Source organism: Sphingomonas rubra, from assembly GCF_900115745.1.
In the GTDB taxonomy this organism is placed as follows: domain Bacteria; phylum Pseudomonadota; class Alphaproteobacteria; order Sphingomonadales; family Sphingomonadaceae; genus Sphingomonas; species Sphingomonas rubra.
Window position 1 is genome coordinate 393,404 of the sequence record NZ_FOXP01000001.1, and the last position, 21,771, is coordinate 415,174.

A 21,771-nucleotide genomic window follows, 5' to 3' on the forward strand; every position below is an offset into this window, starting at 1 on the left:
AGATGTTGCAAGCCCATATGGGGCGACAGGCTCTCCGCACTGCGCGGCGGCAGGATACCTGAAGGGCGGATTAGAGACTGTGATTTGAACGACGCTCCAGAGCATACCGCGGATAGGCCGTTCACCAGCCGGCGCTGGGACAGCGTCCCACTTTACCGGTGGTGGCGACGATCTGTCGTTGGAACCGTGGAACACGAGCGCGTGGTGACGCGGATCGTCGCGGAAAGTGGATTCACGCCCCGCTACGCCTTCATGACGATGATGTCCGCGGGCATCGCTATCCTCGGCTTGCTCTTGTCCTCACCAGCGGTGGTGATCGGCGCCATGCTGATCTCACCGCTGATGGGGCCGATCCTGGGGCTCGGCTTCAGTCTGGCACTCTTCGACTTCGCCGAGCTGCGTCGGTCCGTCGTCGCTTTCGGAGCGGGATCCGTTTTGGCCGTGCTCTTCACCGCCGCGATCGTGACCGTATCACCCCTCCAAGCCCCGACCGCTGAGATCCTAGCTCGGACCCGACCCAACCTGTTCGACCTGCTCGTCGCTCTCTTCGCTGCGCTCGCGGGCACCTTCGCGATCATCCGCGGCCGCGGAGAGACGATTGTCGGCGTCGCTATCGCCACCGCGCTAATGCCGCCGCTCGCCGTCGTGGGCTATGGGCTCGCGACCCGCAACATCCCCGTGCTGACCGGCTCGGCCGCGCTGTTCGGAGCGAACTTTGTCACTATTGCGCTGGCCGCTACCGCGCTGGCGCGGCTCTACGGCTTCGGCCACTTCCTCTCGGCACGGCAGAGCTGGATGCAGACCGTGGTGCTGATCCTTGCTTTCATTGGAATGTCGATTCCGCTCGCCTTCTCGTTGGGGCAGATCGCGAGCGAGGCGCTCACTGCCAATCAGGTTCGCAGCTACCTCTCCGAACGATTCGGTCCAGGCTCTCGCGTCACCCAGCTCGACCTCGATTTCAGCCGGACGCCCTTGTCGGTCCGCTCGGTCGTGATCGCGCCGCGCGATCGGGCTGTGGGTGGCCGAATGCTCGACGCGGAGCTGGAGAAGCGGCTCGGCCGGCCGCTGCTGGTGCAGGTGGATCAGATCCTACTGAATCCCAATGCCGGCGCCGGGGCCGAGCAGGAGGCTCTCGCCCGCGCGAATGCCGCCGCGGCGACCGGCGACGATGTGTCGGCGGAGGTGTCGCACGTTGTCGAGGTCGCCGCCGGGGTCGCGCCTGAGGCGGTGACGCTCGACCGCGAGCACCGGCGCGTCACTGCGGCAGCCGCGGCGTTGCCCGGCGCGCCGCTTGCCGCCTATTGGACGTTGGAGCGACGAGCCTCCGCTGCTGCCGACGGCTGGACGGTCGAGCTCGTCCCGCCACTGCTGCCGATGCCCGCGATAGCCTTCGAAGACAATAACGACAGGCTGGACGAGCCCGGCCGCCGTGCGGTGCTCGTCTCCGTCTGGGCGGCGCGACGTTGGAATGTCCGTGCGCTTGGGGTGCCGGGGCTGCCCGCGGGCGCGCCGCCCGAGCGGCCGACGCTTAACCAGAGACGCGCGCTTGCCGTGGCGGCGCTACTCCGCGAGAACGGGGTGTCGGCCGTTCCAGCGCAGGGCGGCGGCCAATCCTTCGCGCTCTCGCCCGCGCTCGCCGGGTCCTGATGGAGTTGCTCTCTCCCGCGCTCGTCAGCACACTGATCCTGCTCGGCGCGCTGGTCCTGTTCGTCTCCGAGCGCGTTCGGCACGATTTGGTCGCGCTTGCGGCGCTGTTCGCCTGCGTGTTCACCGGCTTGGTCACGCCGACGGGTGCGCTCGCCGGCTTCGCCGATCCCGCCGTGATCGCAGTCGCGGCAATCCTGGTGGTTGGTCGCGCGGTCGAGCTGTCCGGCGTCGCCTCCGCCGTGGCGCGTGTGGCGGTGCCGGCGTCGTGGGGCTTTGCGAGCAGACTCTCGGGGCTTCTCGTGGTCGGCGCGCTGCTGTCGGCGTTCATGAATAACATCGCCGCGCTCGTCATCACCATGCCGATCGCCGCCGAGATCGCGCGCGCCAACCGGCTGCCACCCGCCGCTACACTGATGCCACTCGCCTTCGCGACCATCCTGGGCGGCACCACGACGCTGATCGGGACGCCCGCCAACCTGATCCTGTCGTCGGTGCGAGAAGACGCGCTGGGCGCGCCGTTCGGCTTCTTCACCATGACCCCCGTCGCGGTCGCTGTCACGCTCGGCGGACTTGCCTACCTCTCCTTCATCGGTTGGCGCCTGCTGCCGATCCGGGCTGCAGACGACCGTTCGAAACTCGCGCCATGGCGCGCCTTCGAGCTCGCGCCAGCGAATGATGAGGTGGAACTCGCCGACCTGCTTCCCCGGCTCCGGGCAGCGCAGGCCCGCGCAGTGGCGTTGTTCCGCGACGGACGTGCCGCGCCGATCGGCACCAGCGGCGCGTTGAGCACAGACGACCGGCTTCTGGTGGTCTCGCGCTCCAACCAGTGGACGGTCGGCGAGCGGACGGGCTTGCGGTCGGCGACCGCGATCGGAGCATCGCCCGATGCCGTCACCGCTCGCGTCGTTGTCGCCAACGGTTCGATGCTTATCGGCTTGAGCACCGAATCTGTGCGCATCCGCAGCGAGGAGCGGCTGTCGGTCGTCGCGGTCGCGCCTTCGGCCGCACGTCGCAAGGTGCCGCTGGTGCGGCTCCGCATCGAAGCTGGCGACGAACTGTTCGTCCGTGGCGCACCCGCCGACCTCGCGCAGTTCGTCGCGTCCGCCCGCCTGCTCGAGATCGATCGGATCGACCCCGCGCCCGTCGCAGGAGGCCAAGCTGCGGCGACGCTCGCGATCTTTGGCGGAGCGATCGCCGCAATCGTCGTCGGCGGCCTCTCGCCCGCGCTCGCGTTTCTTGGCGCAGCGGCGGTGATCGCGGCGGCGAGGCTGATCCCGACCCGAGAGGTCTATCGTTCGATCGACTGGAGCATTATCGTTCTGCTCGCGGCAATGATCCCGGTCGGGCAGAGCTTCCAAAGCAGCGGCGCGGCGACGATCGCCGCCGGTCTACTCGGCGACGCGCTCGCCGGCCAAGCGCTGCCGGTGACGCTCGGCGCGATCTGCGCGCTGACGCTGCTACTGTCGATCTTCCTCAATAACGTCGCGACCGCCGTCATCATGGGGCCGCTCGCCATCGACGCCGCGGGGCTGCTCGGCGTCAGTCCCGACGCGGCTCTCCTCGCCGTGCTGATCGGTGCGTCGGCAGACTTCCTCACGCCGATCGGCCACCAGAACAACCTGCTGGTAATGGGGCCCGGCGGCTATCGGTTCACCGATTATGCGCGAATGGGCGCGCCACTGGTCGTCATGGTGGTCGTCACGACCGGGTTCGTCTTGGCGCGGCTCTATTCCTGATCGTCGGGCGTGACGCTCGCATCATAGCGGTCGGTGAACGGTCGGCCGAGGAAGAAGAGAAGGACGATTGCGGCCGCGACCAGGCCGCCAAGCCAGACCGAGCCGAGCCCGCAGATCAGGCCGATCGCGCCTGATGCCCAGATCGCCGCCGCCGAGCCGGCGCCCTGCACGACTTGCTTCTCACGGAACAGCGCGCCGGCACCCAGGAAACCGATCCCGGTCATGACTCCGCTCATCACCTTGGCGGGGTCGATCGAGAAATTGGCATCGGCAGTTCGGTAGCCAAGATCGACGATGCCGATCGTGAGCGCACACGACGCAAGCGAGATGATGACGAACGGCCGAAAGTCGACAGGCTTCCTGCGGAGGTACCGCTCCAGCCCGATCGCAAAGGCGAACATGATCGCCGCCCCAACGCGTAGCAGCGCATCCGCCCAGGAGAGATGAACGGGCGCGAAGGTGCCGATCTCCACCGCCTCAGCTCGCCGAATCGAGAGTGGGGACGATTTCGATCAGCACGTCGCCATCCTGCATGGCCGCGGCTTCGGGCTCCCAGAAGCCGATTGTCCGACCGTCGCGATACAGCCGCAGAGCCTGGCCCGTCTCGACGGTGCGCAGCGGTCGGCCCACCTCCTCGCGCGTGACTGGCCGCTCGTGCAGCTTGACCCGCCCATGGGAGGTCACGAGATCACTGACGTAATCGGCGATGTGCGAACCCATCGTCGCGCCCGCGAGCAGTCTCCCGCCAAAGCTGACCGGGTTGACGATGACCTGCGCGCCGGCATCACGTGCGAGAATCTCGTTCTCGGTCGCCCTGACCCCGACCGCGACGGGCACATCAGGTGCGAGCCGCCGCGCGGTCATCGCGATCAGAACGGCGGCATCATCGCGGTTCGGTGAGACGACCAGGGCGCGCGCGCGCGCGATGCCGGCTGCTTCGAGCACGGCGTTATGGGTGGCATCGCCGAGCACGGTGCCGACACCCAGCTCATCCGCTCCCTCCAAGGCTGTTTCGTCGAGATCGACGACCACGATCCCGTCCGGCGGACAGCCCCGACGCAGCAGCTCGGCAACGGCTTCTGCGCCGGTCGCGCCATAGCCGCAGACGATCGTATGCTTCTGTAGCTGTCGCTGGATGCGCGCCATGCGCCACCGCTCCCATGTGTTCTTGAAGAGGAAGGTGTAGGCCGTCCCGAGAAAAATGAGCCAGACAAAGATGCGGACCGGCGTCACGACAAAGGTATCGAACAGCCGCGCTCGATCAGTCACCGGCACGATGTCACCATAGCCGACCGTGGTGACGGTAATCATCGTGAAATAGACGACATCGATGAATGAGACGGCACCATCGGTATTGTCGCGCAGGCCCTCGCGATCAAACCAGTGCCCCGCGAGCGCGATGCCGACCAGAGCGAGAGCGGCGAGTATCCGTAAGCCAAGCGCGGTTCCTGCCGTGACGCTACTGCGGCGTTGGAAGTGAGCTGGCCGTCGCTGCGCCTCGCGTGACGGTCTCAGCACGCCGGATCGCCTTTGGCGCTGCGCAGAAGGAGGAAGCCGCTGATCGCCGACAGCGCCGACCCGGCGAGCACGCCGATCTTGACCGCGTCGGTGAGAGCCGAGCCCTCGCCGAATGCCAGCACGCCGATGAACAGACTCATGGTGAAGCCGACGCCGCACAGCATCGCCATCCCGTACAGCTGCCGCCAGGTCGCGCAGGCGGGCATGTCGACCACGTCCGCGCGGATCAGCGCCCAGCACGCACCGAACACGCCGAGTTGTTTGCCCACGAACAGACCCGCCACGATGCCCAGCGGCACCGGTGCCAGCGCCGCCTCCGGTCCCAGCCCGGCGAGCGACACGCCCGCATTGGCAAAGGCGAATACCGGCACGATGCCGAACGCCACCCACGGAGCGAGCGCATGTTCCAGCCGATGCAACGGCGAATCCGGCGCTTCGGGGCGTCCGGGCGTCGGGTCGATCGGCACCGTCAGAGCCACGGCCACGCCTGCCAGGGTCGCGTGTACGCCGGACTGCAGCACCGCCCACCACACGCCAGCGCCAACCAGCAGATACGGCCACAATACCCGCACCCCCAGCCGATTGCACGCAACCAGAAGGCCCAGCCCTGCGCCCGCGATCGCCAGCGGCCCGACCGCCAGCCCGTCGGTGTAGAACAGCGCGATCACGACGATCGCGCCCAAGTCGTCGAGCACCGCGATCGCGGTCAGCAGCACCTTGAGCGATACCGGCGCGCGGCTACCCAGTAGCGCCAGCACGCCGAGAGCGAAGGCGATGTCGGTGGCGGTCGGGATCGCCCAACCGCGCGCGCCGACCGGATCATGCCAGTTCAGCGCTAAATAGATGAGCGCGGGTGCGATCATACCCCCTGCTGCCGCCGCGGCAGGCAGGATTCGTCGTCCCCAGGTGCGCAGCTGCCCATCGAGCAGCTCGCGCTTGAGCTCAAGGCCGACCAGCAGGAAGAATACCGCCATCAACCCGTCGTTGATCCAGTGCAGGACAGACAGGCCGGCAGCGTAGTGGTGCAGGTAGCCGAAGTAGGCAGGCGCGAACGGCGAATTCGCAACGCCGAGCGCCAACGCTGTGGCCAGCGCCAGGACCACGCCGCCGCCTGCCTCGCTGGTGAGCAAGGCGCGCAAAGCCGATAATGGACGAAGGGGAGACAGGGCCATCTAACCTGCCTAACCCGCGACAGTCGCTTCGTCGCTTGCCAATTCGACGTTGAAACGCGCGCCCAGCAGGAACGCGGAGGCGGAACCGAGCAGCCAGAGCTGCAGCACGATCACCGCGCCGAGCGATCCGTATACCCGGCCGAAGTCGCCAAATCGGCCAAGATAGATGCTGAATAACGCCGTCGCGCCCAGCCAGAGCACGGTCGCCAGTACCGCACCGGGCGCAACGTCACGCCAGGGCGGCGCGGCACGGGCCGGCCCGTGCCGGTAGATTGCAGTCAGCATCGCTGCCGTGACCGCCGCGGTTGCAATCCAGAACAGCACCTGCGCCAGTTCGGAGGCGAACGGCAGCTCGGGCAGGAAGCGGACAACGAAGGCGAACGCCGACACCGCGACCAGCACGGCTGTCACCAGCGCCGCCGCGGCGAGCACGATCAAAACGGCGATTACCCGCCGAGCCACGAAGCTGGGCCGGCGATCGACGCGGCACGCCACGTTCAGCCCGTAAAGGAGTGAGCGGCCTGCTCGGCTGGCGCTGAACACGGTCAGCGCGATCGACAAAGCGAAGCCTGTTCCGCGACCCTCCCGGCTGAGCAGCGCTTCGCTCGATGATGAAGTGATCAAACCTCGCGCCTCGACAGGGATGACGCGGGTCAGCGCACGCAGGTCGGCGATTACCTCCTGCGGCTCGGTAAACGTACCGTAAGCGAGCGCGACGAGCGCCAGCAGCGGCAGCAGCGATAAAAAGGACGAGAAGGCAATCGAACTCGCCACCATGCCGAAGTCGTCCTGCGCCGCGCTGCGGCCGGCACGCCAGCCCGCCTTTGCGAAGCGTACAACCTGGCGAGAAGCGTGTTCGCGTCCGCGTGTTACTTCAGGCGCGATCGTCGGTCGCCTTGGCTCTGACCAACTCCAAGCGGTTGAGGGGTCGGGGCTTGGGCGGCGCATCGCCGGCGGGCCAGCCCTCTCGCTGACGGGTGCGATCGCCGTCCGTCTCTTCCGTCTGATCGTGGAACAACACCACCTGCGTCGGGAATGGCAGATCCATGCCTTCGGCGGCGATCGCTTCCGCCGCTGCCTTGAGAACCGCGTCGCGCACGCGAAGGACCTCCGCACGGTGCGGGCGTGTCCACCAGCGCAAGCGGATATTCTTGGACGACTCGCCGAGTTCCCAAACAAGCACGTCGGGCGCTGGATCGGCAAGAACGCCTTGGACGCCCTTGATTGCCTCGAGAGCAACTTCCTTTGCACGGCCCAGGTCGTCACCGTAGCCGATGCCGACGTCGTACTCGGTCCGGAGCATATCGTAGGCGGAGATCACGGTGACGGGCTTGGTGTAGACGTCGCCGTTCGGGATGATGATCCGTCGCCCATCATAGGTGCGTATGAAGGTCGCCCGCGTCTCGATCGCCTCGACCGTGCCAGTGAACTCACCGGTGGTGATTTCGTCCCCGACCCGGAACGGGTGGCGAAGCAGCAGCAGGATGCCGGCGAGCAGGTTCTGAAAAATGTCCTTGAACGCAAAACCGATCGCGATGCCCCCGATGCCCAAGGTCGAGATCAGCCGGCCAGGCGTCATGCTCGGGAATGCCACCGTTACCGCAATCAGCACGGCCATTCCCAGCATCAGGATGTAGAGGATGCGTCCGATCGCAGTCGCGGCGCTCCGGTTGGACGTGCGAGCGAGCGCCCGTTCGACGAGGTAGCGGAGGCCCTTGGCCAGAAACAGCAGCACCACGAACACGGCGAGCGCCGCGACGAGCAGCGGGATCATGGCAAAGAAGCCGTCGAGCAGCCGATCGGCCGTGCGCCAGATCAGGCCCACGTTCGCGTCTACCACGCCGGGGTCCGCCTCGGCGGGCGCTGGGTTCGCCATCAGTTCTCCTTCTGCTCCATTGCGCGCTCAACGTGGACACGCTCTGCATCCAGCAACGCCTTGTGCCGCGGATCGGTGAGCGCATCGCCCACCTTGCCCAGCGTATGCAGCAGATGAGGGCCTGTGTTCGGGTCCTCCACGGCATAGGGGCGGAGCTGTCCGACCGCGGACTGGAGAAAGTCGGCAAAGCCGAGGCGCGGGACCACGACACGGACATGCCCGCTCCCATCCCGCAGGATTGTCGGCTTCACGGGCATTTTGGACAGGTCCATCAGCGCAGCGCCGAGCCAATCGATGCAGGCGATGGCGGTGAACGGGTCATTGATGCCTGGCGACAGCGCGCGGGCAGCGAGCTCGACCAGCTCGTCTATCGGAAAGCGCAGATCCTGGAGCGCCGAACGCTTGCGGCTGACGGAGAATAGCTCGCCGCAACCATCGAATTCGGAGTCGCCCGCGGGCTCGATCAGTAGGACGGGCCGGCCACGATGCACGAAGTCGCCGGGGACGGCGAGCACCGTAATGACCGCGTCACGCTCGGCGGCGATGGTCAGCAGCGCGCCTTCGTCCAGCGCCTCGACATAGCCGGTCCTGGTCGCGGCGACAGGAGAGCCTTGCTGAAGCGGAGGCGCCTCGACGCCATCGTTGCCGGTCGCCGCTTCCTCGCCGCTACGACCCGCGATGTCGGCAAGCAGGCTGTGGCCAATCCGGGCGATCACATTGTTGATGTGGATGGCGTCGGTGACATGATGGACGAAATAGATCAGGACGCCGATCGACGCGACCGCGAGCGCCAGTGCCCCGAACATGGCAATATGCGGCACGAACGCCTCACGCACCGCACCGCCGGTGTCCGCGCTCGTCTCCTCCGCGCTTCGGATCGTGCGCAGCACGACCAGGCAATAGAGGAAGGTGCCGATGAACACCCCGAGCGTAGCCTGGTTGCCCCGATCCCGCACGAAGTTGCTGAGGAGACGCGGCCCGTACTGGCCCGAGGCATAAGTGACGGCAGCCAGGGTAATGGAGAACACCACGCCCGCCACCGTAATCGTAGAGCCCGCGACGGTCGAAAGCAGTGAGCGGGCCCCATCGGGACGGCTGCCGTAGAACCATTCAAACCGGCCGAGCCAAGCGTCTCCGAACACCGCATCCAGGTAGACCAGCCCCAACCCCGCAGCAAAGCCGAGCATCGCGAGCAGCGATGGGACGAACCAGTAACTGCCCCGGATGTCCTCGATGAGCTCCAGAGCTCGCGCCTTCAGCCACATGCGCTCAGCTCTTCCTCTGCGGTACGACGCTCATGCTGCCGTCTGTTTCCAGCATGACGAGCGCGATGTCACCCGCGTCGGCATGGCCAGCGCCGCGGATCGCGGCATCGACCTCGTCCGGCGTCAGGCGCTCAGCTCTCAGCGCGTCAGGAATAAGCTGCCCGTCCCGCAGCAGCGCGCGTGGTTCCGCCTTGATCCACCGCCGGAACCGCGGCGATCGCATCGACGTCCAGGTCACGGTATATTGCGCGCCCGCAAGCAGCAGGAAAGCCGTCACGCCCTCGGCCAGAGCCACGTCCTTCGACAGCAGGATCGTCGCCAGTGTCGAGCCGAGGGACACTGTGACGACGAGGTCGAAGGCATTCATCTTGGACAGGGTGCGCTTGCCGGTGATTCGGAGCACGCCCACCAGTGTTACGTAGGCGCACAATCCCACGACCCCCGTGCGCCAGATGGCATCGAAGCCTGAGAAGAACATCGCGCTCCTTTTCATGGCGCAGTGTGAAGGCCGCGCCTAAGCCTCAGTGATGACCGACCATTCCTTGAGCGCGTTCGACGCCGCGGCTATCCTTATCGCGCTAGCGGCTGTGCTTGGCTACCTGAACCATCGGTTCCTTCGACTGCCGTCTTCGGTCGGGTTGACCGTCATGGGCGCAGTGGCCTCGCTTGCCGTCGTCACGCTCGATCAGCTTTTGCCGGCCAGCACGCTGGCCGAGCAGGTGTCTGGCTTCATCTCCGACATCGATTTCCATACGACGTTGATGGACGGGATGCTCTCGTTTCTGCTGTTCGCGGGCGCGCTCCACGTCGACTGGACCGAGATGCGCCGCGGACGCCTGCCGATCCTGGTGCTGAGCACGGTCGGCGTACTCATATCCACCTTGATTGTGGGTGGCGGCTTTCTCCTGCTGACCTCCGCTCTGGGGCTGGGTATCCCGCCGCTCTGGTGCTTCGTGTTCGGCGCGCTGATCAGCCCCACAGATCCGGTCGCCGTTATGGGCGTGCTGAAGCGTGCTGCGGTGCCCCCGACACTCCAGGCAACGGTCGCGGGCGAAAGCCTCTTCAACGACGGCGTCGGCGTTGTCGTATTCTCGATCCTGCTCGCCGCAGCGCTCGGCACCGAGCCGTTCACGATTGATCATGCAGCCGAAGCGTTTTTCGTAGAGGCGGGAGGCGGAGCCATGCTCGGGCTTGCGATCGGTTGGCTGGGGTTCAAGGCGATGGCGTCGATCGACGAGTATAATGTCGAGCTGATGATCAGCCTCGCCGTCGTCATGGGCGGCTACAGCTTGGCGCAGTTCCTCCACGTCAGCGGCCCCGTAGCGATGGCGGTCGCCGGCCTGCTGATCGGTAACGCCGGCGTCCAGCTCGCGATGAGCGACACGACGCGCGATTATGTGCTCAAGTTCTGGGAGCTGATCGACGAGCTGCTCAACGCCGTGCTGTTTCTACTCATCGGACTCGAAGTGATCGCGATCGTGCCGGACCCACGCATTTTGTTGGCCGGCGCGCTCGCAATCCCGCTGGTGCTCGCCGCTCGCACGGTTGCAGTGGGCGCACCGCTCGCTGTGCTTCGGTTCCGGCTGAATATGGGTCGATTAGCGCTGCCCACGCTGATCTGGGGTGGCCTACGTGGCGGTATCTCGGTTGCCCTGGCGCTGTCGCTGCCCGACGGATCAGCACGCGACGCGATCCTAGCTATCACATACGTCGTGGTGCTGTTCTCGGTTGTCGTCCAGGGCGGCAGCGTCGGGCGCCTGATCAGCCGTCTGTCCGCAGACCGCTAATTAGGCGATGATCAAGGGTAGCCTGCTGCCATTTTCCTAAATCACTTTGATCTATTAATTCGCGCGCGTGTAGCGGCTGATCAGACCATCTGCGTGGAGGCTTTGGAGGCCCGATCGTTAAAGAACAATCAGAAAAGTTACACCCAAGAAGCCTAGTGAAGAAGCCAGGAGACCGTTGGAACCGCGCGTCTGCGCGTGGCGCGATCATCGCAACTAGTCGCGTCCTCTAAAAACCCATGACTTTCCACGGCGGAAATTTGAAGCGGCGCTGACGTCGCGTTCGGTAAGCCAAATACCTCGGTACGATCGGCGCGCATTTCCTAGCTAATTCTCGAAACGCTCAGCGTCGTACCCCTCAGTAGCGACCCGAAGCGCTGTTCTTCATGGTGTTGGCGCGCTCATTGATTGGGTTTCCGCGCCAGGGGCCAATGCCTCAATGATCCTGCAATCGGCCACGGTGTTGCGGCTACAAGAATCGATCAGCGCGTCCAGCTCGCCCGCAAGCGCCGTCAGGTCGGCGATCTTCCGCGTGATCGCATCCCGGTGCTGGTTGGCGATCACGTCCACGGCCATGCAGGATTGTTCGCGGCGATCGGCGAGCCCCATCAGCTCCCGCACCTGGTCGATCGAGAAGCCGAGGTCTCGCGCCCGACGGATAAACGACAAGCGCCGCAGATGCTCTCCCTCGTAGGTCCGGTAATTGCCCGCCGACCGCGCTGGTGCTGGCAGCAAGCCGATCTGTTCGTAATAGCGGATTGTCTCGACCTTGGTGCCCGTCGCCGAGGCCAACTTCCCGATCATCAGTTTCTCAGACAAAGCGCTTGACCCTCTAGCGACTAGAGGGTGCATATAGGCTGCCAGATCGATTCTATCGAGGTGGCGAAGATGGCCTGTACGAGCTGCGCGTCCGACAAGGCGGGCACCCTCAACGACCCGAGATGGCGGCGCGCGCTGTGGATCGCGCTCGTCATCAATGGCGGCATGTTCGCGATCGAGATCGTCGCAGGAATCACGGGCGGGTCGAAGGCGCTCCAGGCCGACGCGCTCGACTTCTTCGGTGACGCTGCCAATTATGCGATCAGCTTAGGCGTCGCCGGGATGGCGATAGCCTGGCGCGCGCGCGCAGCGATGCTGAAGGGAGCGACGCTTGCGCTGCTCGGGCTCTATGTCCTGCTCGCGGCGGGTTGGGGCGCGTTCCACGGCGCTGTGCCTCATGCCGAGATCATGGGTGTCGTAGGGGTCGCGGCGCTGATCGCGAACGTCGTGGTTGCGGTGATGCTGTATCGCTTCCGCAGTGGTGACGCGAACATGCGCTCGGTCTGGATCTGCTCGCGCAATGACGCGATCGGCAATATCGCCGTGGTGCTGGCCGCAGGCGGCGTCTTCGGTCTGAACAGCGCGTGGCCCGACCTTGTAGTGGCCGCTTTGATGGCGGTGCTTGGTCTCTCGGGTGGCTTTCAGATCATGCGCCAGGCGCGAGCCGAGCTGCGGGCCGAGACCGCCCCCACTCCCACCCATCACAGGCAGCCGTTACATGGCAACGGGTAAGCTGCTAGGGCGAAGGCCGATGCATCGGCTATCCGCCCTGTTCCTTTGTCTTATGCTCATGTTGTCGCTTGGGCTCGGCTCGGTCGCGCACGCGACGGAAGGCGTGAGATGCGTCGATTCTACCTCCGCCAGCTCGCTCGAACATAGCGATGGTGACGGGGACCAGGTGCCGGCCGACGCCGACAAGTCCTACCCGCACCATCATGGCGGATGCCACGGCCACCATATCGGCGTGCCGTTCGAGCCCAATCTTGCTGCTTCTCTGAGTGCCCTCACTATGGCGCCGGTCGCATGGAACCACGATCCGATGGGACCAGTGCCTTCGGACCCAGCCCTGCGACCTCCCCAAGCCTGACGAGCGCCTAATCCGCCGGGAGCTTCCCGAGCGGCTTCTCAGTACGTCAGGAGTTCGTCACCATGTCCCGTATTATCGCGGCCTTATTGGCCGTGGCGTCGTGCGCATCGATCGCGCACGCGCAATCCTTCGAGCCAGCATCGACCAGTCCTCCGCTCACGCTGGAGCGCGCGCTGGCGCTCGCCGGCGCAACTGCGCCTAGCCTTGAAGCAGCCACGGCAGGGGTGCGGGCCGCAGAAGCGGGGCGTGTCGTCGCAGGCTACCGCCCCAACCCATCGATCGTCGCCGAGACCGAGAACATCGCCGGCAGCGGTCAATATCGCGGCTTCCGCAGTGCTGAGACGACAGCCGGTCTGGCGCTTCCGATCGAGCTCGGGGGCAAGCGCTCGGCACGGATCGCGGTCGCTGACGCGATCGGCAACCGGGCGCGGATCGGTACGGTGCTGGCAGAGGCCGATCTGCGGCTTGCCGTCACGCAGATCTACATCCAGGCAGCGTCGGCCGAGCGTCGTCTCGTCACAGCGCGCGAACAGGCCGGCATCGCCCGTGAGGCGCTGCGAGCAGCCGGGGTCCGTGTGCAGGCGGGACGTGCGTCACCGCTCGAACAGCAGCGTGCCGACGTGCTGCGCATCAACGCAGAGACGGCCGTGGAGCGTGCCCAGCGGCTTGCCGAGGTCGCGCGAGACAATCTCGCCCGCCGGATCGGCCAGCCCGTGACCGGCCCGCTGGACCTCGCATGGTATGATCGTGTGGAGAGCTTCGGACCGGCAAGGCCGATTGAACCCGCCGGCACGTTGGCGCTGGCCGCCGCCCGCGCTGACGCGACGACAGCCGAGGCGCAGGTGCGGCTCGCCCGATCGCAGCGCGTTCCCGACGTAACGCTGAGCGCCAGCGCACGACGGCTCGAGGCGACCAACGACGTTGCCGCAGTATTCGGGGTTTCCATCCCCTTCCCCGTCTTCAACAACGGCAAGGCAGCCGTGGCCCAGGCCCGCGCGCAGAGCGACCAGGCGCAGGCCCTGCGGCGTTCCGCCGAGCTGGACCTGGCGCAGGACATCGCGAACGCTCAGGCGGAGGTGGCCAATGCCGCCACGTCCGCACGCAATGCGAGCGGCCCGGTGCTGGCTTCGGCTGCCGAGGCGGCTCGCATTGCCCGGATCGGCTACCGCGAGGGCAAGTTCGGCCAGCTCGACTTGCTCGATGCCGAGCGGACCCTGTCCGAGACGCGCACCGCCGCGATCGACGCGCTCGCCACCTATCATGACGCAAAGGCACGCCTGGAACGGCTCGTTGCCGCCGCGCCCTCCCCCGAGGAAACCATTCAATGACGAAGATCATCATGCGGACGCTAGCGCCCGTGACCCTGGCCCTCATCCTTGCCGGATGCGGTGGAGCCGGCAGCAGTGGTGAAGCCGGCGAAAAGGCCGGAGCCGAAAAGACGGAAGGCGCCGAGGCCAGCGAGGCCAAGGAAGGCGTCAAGGATGTCGTCACTCTATCCGCGCAGCAAATCGCGGATGCCGGGATTGAGGTCACGCGGCCGACGGTCGGCGGTGTGGCCGGTGCGATCGAGCTTTCAGCGACGATCGAAGGCGATCCGCAAGGCGTGCAGGTGGTATCGGCATCGTTGGGCGGGCGGCTCGTCTCGCTCACCCGCAATCTTGGCCAATCCGTCGGTCGAGGCGACCCGCTCGCCATCATCGAGAGCCGCGAAGCGGCGTCACTCAAGGCGGAGGTCGAGGCCGCTCGCGCGCGAGCGGCCCTTGCGCAATCGAACCTTCGTCGCGAGCAGCGCCTGTTCGCCGAACGCGTCTCGCCCGAACAGGATCTCGTCGCGGCGCGGACCGCGGCGACGGAAGCCAATATTGCGCTGCGCCTGGCACAGCAGCAATTATCCGCGACCGGCAGCGGGGGCGGTGCGCTCAACCGTATCGCGGTACGCTCGCCGATCGCCGGTCAGGTCATCGCGCGCTCCGCTACGCTCGGGCAGACGGTCGCAGCCGACGCCGAGCTGTTCCGGGTCGCCAACCTTTCCAAGGTCACGGTTGCGACTTCGTTGGTGCCGAGCGATGCGGGCCGGGTGAAGCCCGGCGCGCGCGTTGAGGTCACAGCAGCGGGTCGCCGCCAGGAAGGGCGCGTTACGTTCGTCTCCCCAGTTCTGGACGAGACGACGCGCTTGGTGCCGGTGATTGTCACGCTCGACAATGCCGGCAGCACATGGCGCGTCGGCGAGACGGTCAATGTGTCTATCCTGGTGCCCGCAAGCGGGGACCGCACCGTCGCCGTGCCCTCGGCCGCGGTTCAGATGATCGAGGACAAGTCGTTCGTTTTCGTGCGGACCCCGACGGGGTTCCGGGCGACGCCGGTGACATTGGGCCGCACCAACGGCGGTCAGGTCGTTGTCACGTCCGGGCTGACCGGCTCGGAGCGGATCGCCTCCACCAACAGCTTCACGCTCAAGGCCGAACTCGGCAAGGGCGAAGGCGGGGACGAGGACTGAGCCATGATCGGTCGTATCGTCACCCTCTCCGTTGAGAAGCGCTGGCTTGTCCTACTTCTCACGGTCGCTGCGGCTCTGCTCGGGATCGGTGCACTGCGCCAGCTCCCGATCGACGCCGTTCCCGACATCACCAACAACCAAGTGCAGATCAACGTCGTCGCCCCTGCCCTCTCACCCGACCAGATCGAGAAGCAGGTCGCGTTTACGGTCGAGACCGCGCTCGCCGGCATCCCCGGCCTCGAATATACCCGTTCGCTCAGCCGCAACGGCTTCGCCCAAGTCACCGCCGTCTTCACTGAGAAGACCGATATCTACTTTGCCCGACAGCAGGTGGCCGAGCGGCTGCGGACTGCGGAGGAAGACCTTCCCGAGGGCGTGAACCCCGAAATGGGGCCGATCGCGACCGGGCTCGGCGACATCTTCATGTGGACCGTCGAGTACCGCGAGCTGGATCAGGTTCGCCATCGCAACGGTGAGCCCGGCTTGCAACGGGACGGCAGCTACATCACGCCTGAAGGCGATCACCTCGTCAGCGAGGCCGACAAGGCAACCTACCTGCGCACGGTCCAGGACTGGATCGTCACTCCCCAACTCAAGAGCACGGCGGGACTGGCGGGGGTCGACTCCCTTGGCGGCTACACCAAGGAATATCTCGTCGTTCCCGATGTGCAGCGCATGGCCGCAATGCGGCTGACGCTGCAAGATCTCACCACGGCGCTGGAGCGCAACAACACCAGCGCAGGCGCCGGGGTCGTCAATCGCAACGGCGAAGGGCTTGCCGTCCGATCCGATGGGCGGGTGCGCAATGCCGACGAGCTTGCCCGAACCGTTGTCGCCACCCGCGAGGGTGTGCCGATCCTGCTCAACCAGATCGCGACCATCCGAACTGGGCAGGCACTGCGCATGGGCTCGGCGTCCGAGAACGGCCACGAAGTGGTAGTCGGGACGGCCGTTATGCGGATCGGCGAGAATAGCCGCACCGTTTCGACGGGGGTGGGCGAACGGCTGACGCAGATCGGGCGCTCGTTGCCGGTCGATGTGGTCGTGAAGCCCGTGATGAACCGGACCGAGCTGGTGAACTCGACCATATCGACGGTTGCCCGCAATCTCGCCGAAGGCGCGCTGCTGGTCATCGTCGTCCTGTTCGCCCTGCTCGGCAACTTCCGCGCGGCGCTGATCGCGGCTCTCGTCATCCCGATCACGATGCTGCTCACCAGCATCGGCATGTTGGAGGCGGGCGTCTCGGCCAATTTGATGAGCCTCGGCGCGCTCGATTTCGGCCTGATCGTGGACGGTGCCGTCATCATCGTCGAGAACGCATTGCGGCGCCTCGCCGAAGCCCAGCATGGCCGCGAGGGCGAGCTGACGATGGAACAGCGGCTTGGGTTGGTCGCGGCCTCCGCCCGCGAGATGATCCGGCCCTCCGTCTACGGGCAGGCGATCATCATCCTCGTTTACGCGCCGTTGCTCACCTTTACCGGCGTCGAGGGCAAGATGTTCGAGCCGATGGCGCTCACCGTCATCATCGCGCTCGTGTTCGCGTTCATCCTGTCGCTGACCTTCGTGCCCGCGGCGATCGCCATCTGGCTCAGCAAGCGGGTGGAGGAGAAGGAAAGCCGGGTCGTGACGTTCCTCCGGAAGCGCTACGAGCCGGGTCTCGATGCGGCCATGCGTCGCCCGACACTCACCATCGGCGTCGCGATCGGCGCGTTGGCACTTGCCGGCGTCGCCTTCACCACCTTGGGACAGGAGTTCCTGCCTCAGCTCGACGAGGGCAATATCCTCGTGCAGGCCGTGCGTATCCCGGGCACCTCGGTCGACCAGAGCCAGGCGATGCAGTTCCAGGTGGAAAAGGCTCTCGCCAAGGCACCGGAGGTCCGCTTTGCCTTTTCGCGGACGGGCACATCCGAGATCGCATCAGACCCGATGCCGCCGAACGCCACGGACACCTTCGTCATCCTGAAGCCGAAGGCGGAATGGCCCGACCCGGGCCTCTCTAAGGAGGAGCTGGTGGAGCGCCTTGAGAAGCGTCTCTCCGCCCTCCCCGGCAACGCCTACGAGGTCACCCAGCCCATCCAGATGCGCTTCAACGAACTGATCGCAGGTGTCCGCGGCGACATCGCCATTAAGGTGTTCGGCGATGACTTCGGCGAGATGAATGCGACCGCGGATCGGATCGCCGGCATCCTGCGCCGGACCCGGGGTGCCGCAGACGTGCGGGTCGAGCAGACCGAAGGTCTGCCGATGCTCGACATAAGGCCGAACCGCACTGCCATGTCGCGCGTCGGCGTAACCGCCGGCGACGTGCAGGACACGGTTGCGGCCGCGATCGGCGGCCGACAGGCCGGCGTGATCTTCGAGGGGGATCGCCGCTTCCCCGTCGTCATACGAATGGCTGAAAGCTCTCGGTCGGACCTGACGGCTGTTGCCCAGGTGCCGGTGCCGACTTCGGGTGGCGGCTTCGTGCCGCTCTCGACCGTGGCCGATATTGCCGTTGTCGACGGACCGAACCAGATCAGCCGGGAGAACGGAAAGCGGCGCGTGGTGGTGCAGGCGAACGTGCGCGACCGTGACGTCGCGGGCGTGGTCTCGGACGCCCGCGCGGCGATCGATGCTCAAGTGAAGCTGCCGGCAGGAACGTACCTTGAATGGGGCGGTCAGTTCGAGAACCTGGCGTCTGCCCGTGATCGCCTCGCACTCGTGGTGCCGATCTGCTTCGTGGTCATCATGCTGCTGCTCTATGGGGCGCTAGGATCGGTTCGGGACGCTCTGATCGTGTTCACCGGCGTTCCCCTGGCGCTGGTGGGAGGGGTTCTCGCGCTCGTGCTGCGTGGGATGCCCTTCTCCATTTCCGCGGCTGTCGGCTTTATCGCGCTTTCCGGCATCGCCGTCCTTAATGGGTTGGTCATGGTGACGTCCATCCATGACCTGATGCGGGATGGCATGGATCGCGCGCTTGCGGCCCATCGAGGTGCGCTGGTCCGGCTCAGGCCGGTCGCGATGACGGCGCTCGTGGCTTCGCTCGGTTTCGTGCCGATGGCGCTGGGGCATGGCGCGGGAGCGGAGGTGCAAAAGCCGCTGGCGACCGTCGTTATCGGGGGCCTGATATCCGCGACACTGCTTACCTTGTTCGTGCTGCCGACGCTCTACGCCCGCTTCGGCAGTCGTGAGCTGCCACCAGCGGGCAATCGGCAGACAGCGGCCCTCGCGGAGGTGCCGGCATGAGTGAAGAAAGCATCGATCTCGACACGGCCGAAAAGCGCCGGACACTCTGGATAGTCCTGCTGCTCAATCTTGGGCTGGCGGCAGGCTTCGGCGTGTCCGGCGTGGTGGCGGATTCGAGCGCTCTGATCGCAAACGGCCTCGACAACGCCTCCGATGGGATTGTCTATATCATCAGCTTGCTCGCCCTCTCGCGTTCACAGGCCTGGAAACGAGGGGCAGCACTGACATCGGGCGTTTTGCTGCTGCTCTTTGCGGCGGGTGTGCTGCTCGACGCCGGACGGCGCTACGTTTCCGGAAGCGAACCGCTCGGCCCCACAATGATCGGGATGGCGATCGTCGCGGCGTTCGTGAACGGTCTCTGCTTGTGGCTGCTGAAGCGGTTGCGCGAGCCCGATGTGAACATGCGGGCGGCAACGACCTTCAGCCTCAACGACTTCGTATCCAATGGCGGAATTATCCTGGCCGGCCTGATCGTGTTGTGGACTGGTCAGAACTGGCCCGACCTCGTCGTCGGCGTTGCTGTCGCCGCGATCGCGGTGAAAGGCGGCCTCGAAATCCTGCGTGATGCCCGCTCCGATGCGGACACAGAAGGAACAGATCAATGAGCGCAGGCCATGACCACGGCGGACACGCCCACGACCACACTGCTGGGGCGAACGCCAAGATGCTGAGCTGGGCGCTGGCGCTCACGACCGCATACCTCGTCGCCGAGGTAATCGGCGCCTTTGTCTTCAACAGCCTCGCGCTTCTCTCCGACGCGGCGCACATGCTCACCGACGTTGCAGCGCTGGTGATCGCGCTGCTCGCGATCCGGTTCGGGCAGAAGCCGGCCGACGACAAGCGGACGTTCGGCTACAAGCGGTTCGAGATCCTGGCCGCAGCCTTCAACGCCCTGCTGCTGTTCGGCGTGGCGATCTACGTGCTGGTCGAGGCGGTGCAGCGCTTCCGCCAGCCCGAGGCGGTTCAGTCGACGGGCATGATGATCGTCGCGGCGATCGGCCTCGTGGTGAACCTCATATCGATGAAGTTGCTCACGTCCGGCAAGGACACCAGCATGAACGTTAAGGGCGCGTACCTTGAGGTCTGGGCCGACATGATCGGCTCCGTGGGCGTGATCGCGGGAGCGCTCGCGATCCGGTTCACCGGGTGGACGTGGGTCGATCCGATCGTGGCGGTCGGGATCGGGTTATGGGTGCTGCCCCGGACATGGGTGCTGCTCCGGGACACGACCAACGTGTTGTTGGAGGGCGTTCCCGGAGGGATCAAGTTGCCCGAGTTGCGTGCCGGCATCGCCGACTTGCCCGGAGTTGCCGGGGTCCACGACCTCCATGTCTGGTCGATGGCATCCGACGACATCAACTGCACCGCACACGTCACGCTTGCTGATGGCGCCGATGCCGATGCGGTCAGGAAGAGGGTGGCGGACCTGCTCGATAGCCGGTTCGGAATCGAGCATTGTACGATCCAGACCGAGGCAGCAGCCGAGCCTTGCGAGGACACCGGGCACCTGCACCCTTGAGCCCGATGTGACGACAAGAAAGCGATGGCGATGGACGGAGGAAGCCGACGCAGAGCTTCGCCATCGGATTGCCGCGAAACAGCCCTTGGCGACGATCGCCAGGGAGATGGGCAGAACCATGGACGGCGTTCGCGGCAGGGCGGCATCGCTACGGGTCGCTCTTCCGTCTCCTGCGCGGCCTTGGCGTGAAACAGTGAAGCGCGGTCCTAAACCGAAGCCGGTAAAAACCCTGCCGACCGGCGAAGAATGAGGCCACGAAGCTGAGGGCCAAACCGGCATGCCGCGTATAATTCTACGGGCGGGGGCTTAGCGGAGATGACCGATGCACGACCAGATGAGCGCCGAAATGCAGGCTTGCATGGATGCCTGCCACCACTGCCACATCACCTGCCTGTCGATGACGACCCAGCATTGCCTTCAGGTAGGCGGTGCGCACGCTGCGCCTGACCACATCAAGATCATGCTCGATTGCGCACAGGTTTGCGCCACCTCGCTCGACTTCATGGCCCGGGGCTCCGACCAGCATAAGCTCGTCTGCGGCATCTGCGCGCAGATTTGCCGGGCTTGCGCGGCGAGCTGCAAAGAGCTGGACGGCATGGAGGATTGCGTCGCTGCGTGCGAGCGGTGCGCGGAGGAATGCGAGAAGATGGCCGCCTGAACGGCAAGGCGGGCGGCGTTCAGCCGCCCGCCCCCTTCATATCGCCGAAGCGGGCGGTTCGAGCGTCCCCAGCCATGCGACCAGCGCCAGGATCGCCACTGCGCAGCTCGCCTCGACCGCAAGGCTGCGCCGCAAGGCGCGAAGCGCGCCGTGATGATCGGCCGCGGCGATCGATCGCTCGAACGCCGGCGTGAGGCGAAAGCGGTTGAGCGATGCGAGGGCGAGCATCGCGCCGAAGAGCGCGAGCTTGGCGATCAAGAGCTGGCCGTAGCGCGTAGTCGGGAGGTCCGGCAGCTTGGCGGGGCCGACCAGCAGCCACGCGTTGACGACACCCGTGATGACGATCGTACCGACCAGGATCGTGCCGATCAGGCCGAATCCATGCAGTGCGCGGTGCGTCAGGGTCAGATGGGCGGCGTCGACGCGGCCAACCGGCCGGGCGACGAGAAGCACGAGCCCGAGCAGGGCTCCGGCCCAGGCCCCGCCCGCAAGCAGATGGAGAATGTCGGCCCCCAGATGCACCCAGCCAACAGCGCCCTCGTCCATCGCGCCGTGCCCTGTCCAAGCAAGCGTGGCGAGCGCCACGGCCGCAGCGAACGCCACCACGCCGAGCAGAGCCGCGCGACCGGATGCCATGAGAGCCGCGATCAACACCACCACGAGCGCAGCCATGCGCGCTTCCCACGCGGCGCCCGTCGCGGACCCGGAAAGGAGCATCCCGATCGCCTCCTGATCGACCGGCCAGGGCGGTGCTCCGGCCATCGCCGCCGCGAGCAGCGCGAGGGCGATCCCGGAGAACAGGAGGCTGAGCAGGCCGCTTCCGACGAGCCAGGGGCGCAAGGCGAGCGCGTCGGCGCGCTCGCCGGCTTTGAGGCCGTAGAGACTAAAGGCCGACAGGCCGAACAATCCGCTCAGCGTCGCATAAAGCGCGAAGCGAATCGCGATCAGCGGCCAGTCGGTTTCCACCC

General features: G+C 66.1%; 19 protein-coding genes. 10 read left to right on the forward strand and 9 right to left on the reverse strand.

Annotated features, from left to right (window positions below; genetic code table 11):
- Positions 1-204: 204 nt before the first annotated feature.
- Both BM145_RS01925 and BM145_RS01930 read left to right on the forward strand, forming a co-directional pair.
- Positions 205-1,647 carry a DUF389 domain-containing protein gene (locus BM145_RS01925; RefSeq protein WP_245738997.1) on the forward strand — a complete coding sequence of 481 codons (1,443 nt, stop codon included), beginning with the start codon at positions 205-207 and terminating at the stop codon, positions 1,645-1,647.
- Positions 1,647-3,383, forward strand: coding sequence for an SLC13 family permease (locus BM145_RS01930; RefSeq protein ID WP_093330560.1), 1,737 nt, complete (start codon positions 1,647-1,649; stop codon positions 3,381-3,383). Before BM145_RS01925 ends, BM145_RS01930 begins: the two co-directional genes overlap by 1 nt.
- On the opposite strand, the gene BM145_RS01935 is transcribed toward BM145_RS01930, so the two are convergent.
- From BM145_RS01935 to BM145_RS01965, 7 genes are read right to left on the reverse strand one after another with little or no spacing between them, the layout of a single operon-like run.
- Positions 3,374-3,856, reverse strand: coding sequence for an MgtC/SapB family protein (locus BM145_RS01935; RefSeq protein ID WP_245738998.1), 483 nt, complete (start codon positions 3,854-3,856; stop codon positions 3,374-3,376). The genes BM145_RS01930 and BM145_RS01935 overlap by 10 nt on opposite strands.
- A 4-nt stretch (positions 3,857-3,860) precedes the next feature.
- The gene (locus BM145_RS01940; RefSeq protein WP_245738999.1) at positions 3,861-4,901 is read right to left on the reverse strand and encodes a potassium channel family protein; all 1,041 of its coding nucleotides are present in this window, start codon (positions 4,899-4,901) and stop codon (positions 3,861-3,863) included.
- Entirely contained in the window at positions 4,895-6,073 is a 1,179-nt protein-coding gene (gene nhaA, locus BM145_RS01945; protein WP_093330563.1) for a Na+/H+ antiporter NhaA, read from the reverse strand. The genes BM145_RS01940 and nhaA overlap by 7 nt, the downstream gene beginning before the upstream one ends.
- A 9-nt stretch (positions 6,074-6,082) precedes the next feature.
- A complete protein-coding gene (locus BM145_RS01950) occupies positions 6,083-7,021 on the reverse strand; it encodes a YihY/virulence factor BrkB family protein (protein WP_093330566.1) in 939 nt (312 codons plus the stop codon).
- Positions 6,948-7,949: a mechanosensitive ion channel family protein gene (locus BM145_RS01955; protein ID WP_093330570.1), complete on the reverse strand. Its 1,002-nt coding sequence runs from the start codon at positions 7,947-7,949 to the stop codon at positions 6,948-6,950. The genes BM145_RS01950 and BM145_RS01955 overlap by 74 nt, the downstream gene beginning before the upstream one ends.
- Positions 7,949-9,214 (reverse strand): DUF2254 domain-containing protein, encoded by a 1,266-nt coding sequence (locus tag BM145_RS01960; RefSeq protein WP_093330573.1) that lies wholly within the window; start codon positions 9,212-9,214, stop codon positions 7,949-7,951. Before BM145_RS01960 ends, BM145_RS01955 begins: the two co-directional genes overlap by 1 nt.
- Positions 9,215-9,218: 4 nt before the next feature.
- On the reverse strand, positions 9,219-9,692 hold the full coding sequence (locus tag BM145_RS01965; protein ID WP_093330576.1) for a DUF421 domain-containing protein: 474 nt from the start codon (positions 9,690-9,692) through the stop codon (positions 9,219-9,221).
- Positions 9,693-9,741: 49 nt separating this feature from the next.
- Here BM145_RS01965 and BM145_RS01970 point away from each other — a divergent pair, with 49 nt between their 5' ends.
- Positions 9,742-11,001, forward strand: coding sequence for a cation:proton antiporter (locus BM145_RS01970; protein WP_093330580.1), 1,260 nt, complete (start codon positions 9,742-9,744; stop codon positions 10,999-11,001).
- Between the two features lie 381 nt (positions 11,002-11,382).
- Here the strand turns inward: BM145_RS01970 and BM145_RS01975 are convergent, their stop codons facing one another.
- Positions 11,383-11,802 carry a MerR family transcriptional regulator gene (locus tag BM145_RS01975; protein ID WP_245739000.1) on the reverse strand — a complete coding sequence of 140 codons (420 nt, stop codon included), beginning with the start codon at positions 11,800-11,802 and terminating at the stop codon, positions 11,383-11,385.
- A gap of 84 nt (positions 11,803-11,886) precedes the next feature.
- Here BM145_RS01975 and BM145_RS01980 point away from each other — a divergent pair, with 84 nt between their 5' ends.
- The 7 genes from BM145_RS01980 (at position 11,887) to BM145_RS02010 (ending at position 20,803) form a co-directional block, all read left to right on the forward strand.
- A complete protein-coding gene (locus BM145_RS01980; RefSeq protein ID WP_093330858.1) occupies positions 11,887-12,549 on the forward strand; it encodes a cation efflux transmembrane domain-containing protein in 663 nt (220 codons plus the stop codon).
- A gap of 417 nt (positions 12,550-12,966) precedes the next feature.
- Positions 12,967-14,232 carry a TolC family protein gene (locus BM145_RS01985; protein ID WP_093330587.1) on the forward strand — a complete coding sequence of 422 codons (1,266 nt, stop codon included), beginning with the start codon at positions 12,967-12,969 and terminating at the stop codon, positions 14,230-14,232.
- Complete coding sequence (locus BM145_RS01990; protein WP_093330590.1) at positions 14,229-15,401, forward strand: efflux RND transporter periplasmic adaptor subunit; 1,173 nt, start codon at positions 14,229-14,231, stop codon at positions 15,399-15,401. Before BM145_RS01985 ends, BM145_RS01990 begins: the two co-directional genes overlap by 4 nt.
- A gap of 3 nt (positions 15,402-15,404) precedes the next feature.
- On the forward strand, positions 15,405-18,626 hold the full coding sequence (locus tag BM145_RS01995; RefSeq protein ID WP_093330593.1) for an efflux RND transporter permease subunit: 3,222 nt from the start codon (positions 15,405-15,407) through the stop codon (positions 18,624-18,626).
- Positions 18,623-19,231, forward strand: a complete 609-nt coding sequence (locus tag BM145_RS02000) for a cation diffusion facilitator family transporter (protein WP_093330597.1) — start codon at positions 18,623-18,625, stop codon at positions 19,229-19,231. The genes BM145_RS01995 and BM145_RS02000 overlap by 4 nt, the downstream gene beginning before the upstream one ends.
- Positions 19,228-20,145: a cation diffusion facilitator family transporter gene (locus tag BM145_RS02005; protein ID WP_093330601.1), complete on the forward strand. Its 918-nt coding sequence runs from the start codon at positions 19,228-19,230 to the stop codon at positions 20,143-20,145. The genes BM145_RS02000 and BM145_RS02005 overlap by 4 nt, the downstream gene beginning before the upstream one ends.
- Before the next feature lie 322 nt (positions 20,146-20,467).
- Positions 20,468-20,803, forward strand: a complete 336-nt coding sequence (locus BM145_RS02010) for a four-helix bundle copper-binding protein (RefSeq protein ID WP_093330604.1) — start codon at positions 20,468-20,470, stop codon at positions 20,801-20,803.
- 36 nt (positions 20,804-20,839) lie between these two features.
- Here the strand turns inward: BM145_RS02010 and copD are convergent, their stop codons facing one another.
- Positions 20,840-21,769 (reverse strand): copper homeostasis membrane protein CopD, encoded by a 930-nt coding sequence (gene copD, locus BM145_RS02015; RefSeq protein WP_093330607.1) that lies wholly within the window; start codon positions 21,767-21,769, stop codon positions 20,840-20,842.
- Between the last annotated feature and the right edge of the window lie 2 nt (positions 21,770-21,771).

Bases quoted from the DNA above. Each gene is read 5' to 3' on its own strand.
- BM145_RS01985 (WP_093330587.1), top strand. From the start codon at position 12,967: ATGTCCCGTATTATCGCGGCCTTATTGGCCGTGGCGTCGTGCGCATCG.
- BM145_RS01950 (WP_093330566.1), bottom strand. From the start codon at position 7,021: ATGCGCCGCCCAAGCCCCGACCCCTCAACCGCTTGGAGTTGGTCAGAG.
- BM145_RS01975 (WP_245739000.1), bottom strand. From the start codon at position 11,802: ATGATCGGGAAGTTGGCCTCGGCGACGGGCACCAAGGTCGAGACAATC.
- BM145_RS02010 (WP_093330604.1), top strand. From the start codon at position 20,468: ATGCACGACCAGATGAGCGCCGAAATGCAGGCTTGCATGGATGCCTGC.
- BM145_RS01960 (WP_093330573.1), bottom strand. From the start codon at position 9,214: ATGTGGCTGAAGGCGCGAGCTCTGGAGCTCATCGAGGACATCCGGGGC.
- BM145_RS02005 (WP_093330601.1), top strand. From the start codon at position 19,228: ATGAGCGCAGGCCATGACCACGGCGGACACGCCCACGACCACACTGCT.
- BM145_RS01965 (WP_093330576.1), bottom strand. From the start codon at position 9,692: ATGTTCTTCTCAGGCTTCGATGCCATCTGGCGCACGGGGGTCGTGGGA.
- BM145_RS01930 (WP_093330560.1), top strand. From the start codon at position 1,647: ATGGAGTTGCTCTCTCCCGCGCTCGTCAGCACACTGATCCTGCTCGGC.
- BM145_RS01980 (WP_093330858.1), top strand. From the start codon at position 11,887: ATGGCCTGTACGAGCTGCGCGTCCGACAAGGCGGGCACCCTCAACGAC.
- BM145_RS01955 (WP_093330570.1), bottom strand. From the start codon at position 7,949: ATGGCGAACCCAGCGCCCGCCGAGGCGGACCCCGGCGTGGTAGACGCG.
- nhaA (WP_093330563.1), bottom strand. From the start codon at position 6,073: ATGGCCCTGTCTCCCCTTCGTCCATTATCGGCTTTGCGCGCCTTGCTC.
- BM145_RS01990 (WP_093330590.1), top strand. From the start codon at position 14,229: ATGACGAAGATCATCATGCGGACGCTAGCGCCCGTGACCCTGGCCCTC.
- BM145_RS02000 (WP_093330597.1), top strand. From the start codon at position 18,623: ATGAGTGAAGAAAGCATCGATCTCGACACGGCCGAAAAGCGCCGGACA.
- BM145_RS01970 (WP_093330580.1), top strand. From the start codon at position 9,742: ATGACCGACCATTCCTTGAGCGCGTTCGACGCCGCGGCTATCCTTATC.
- BM145_RS01995 (WP_093330593.1), top strand. From the start codon at position 15,405: ATGATCGGTCGTATCGTCACCCTCTCCGTTGAGAAGCGCTGGCTTGTC.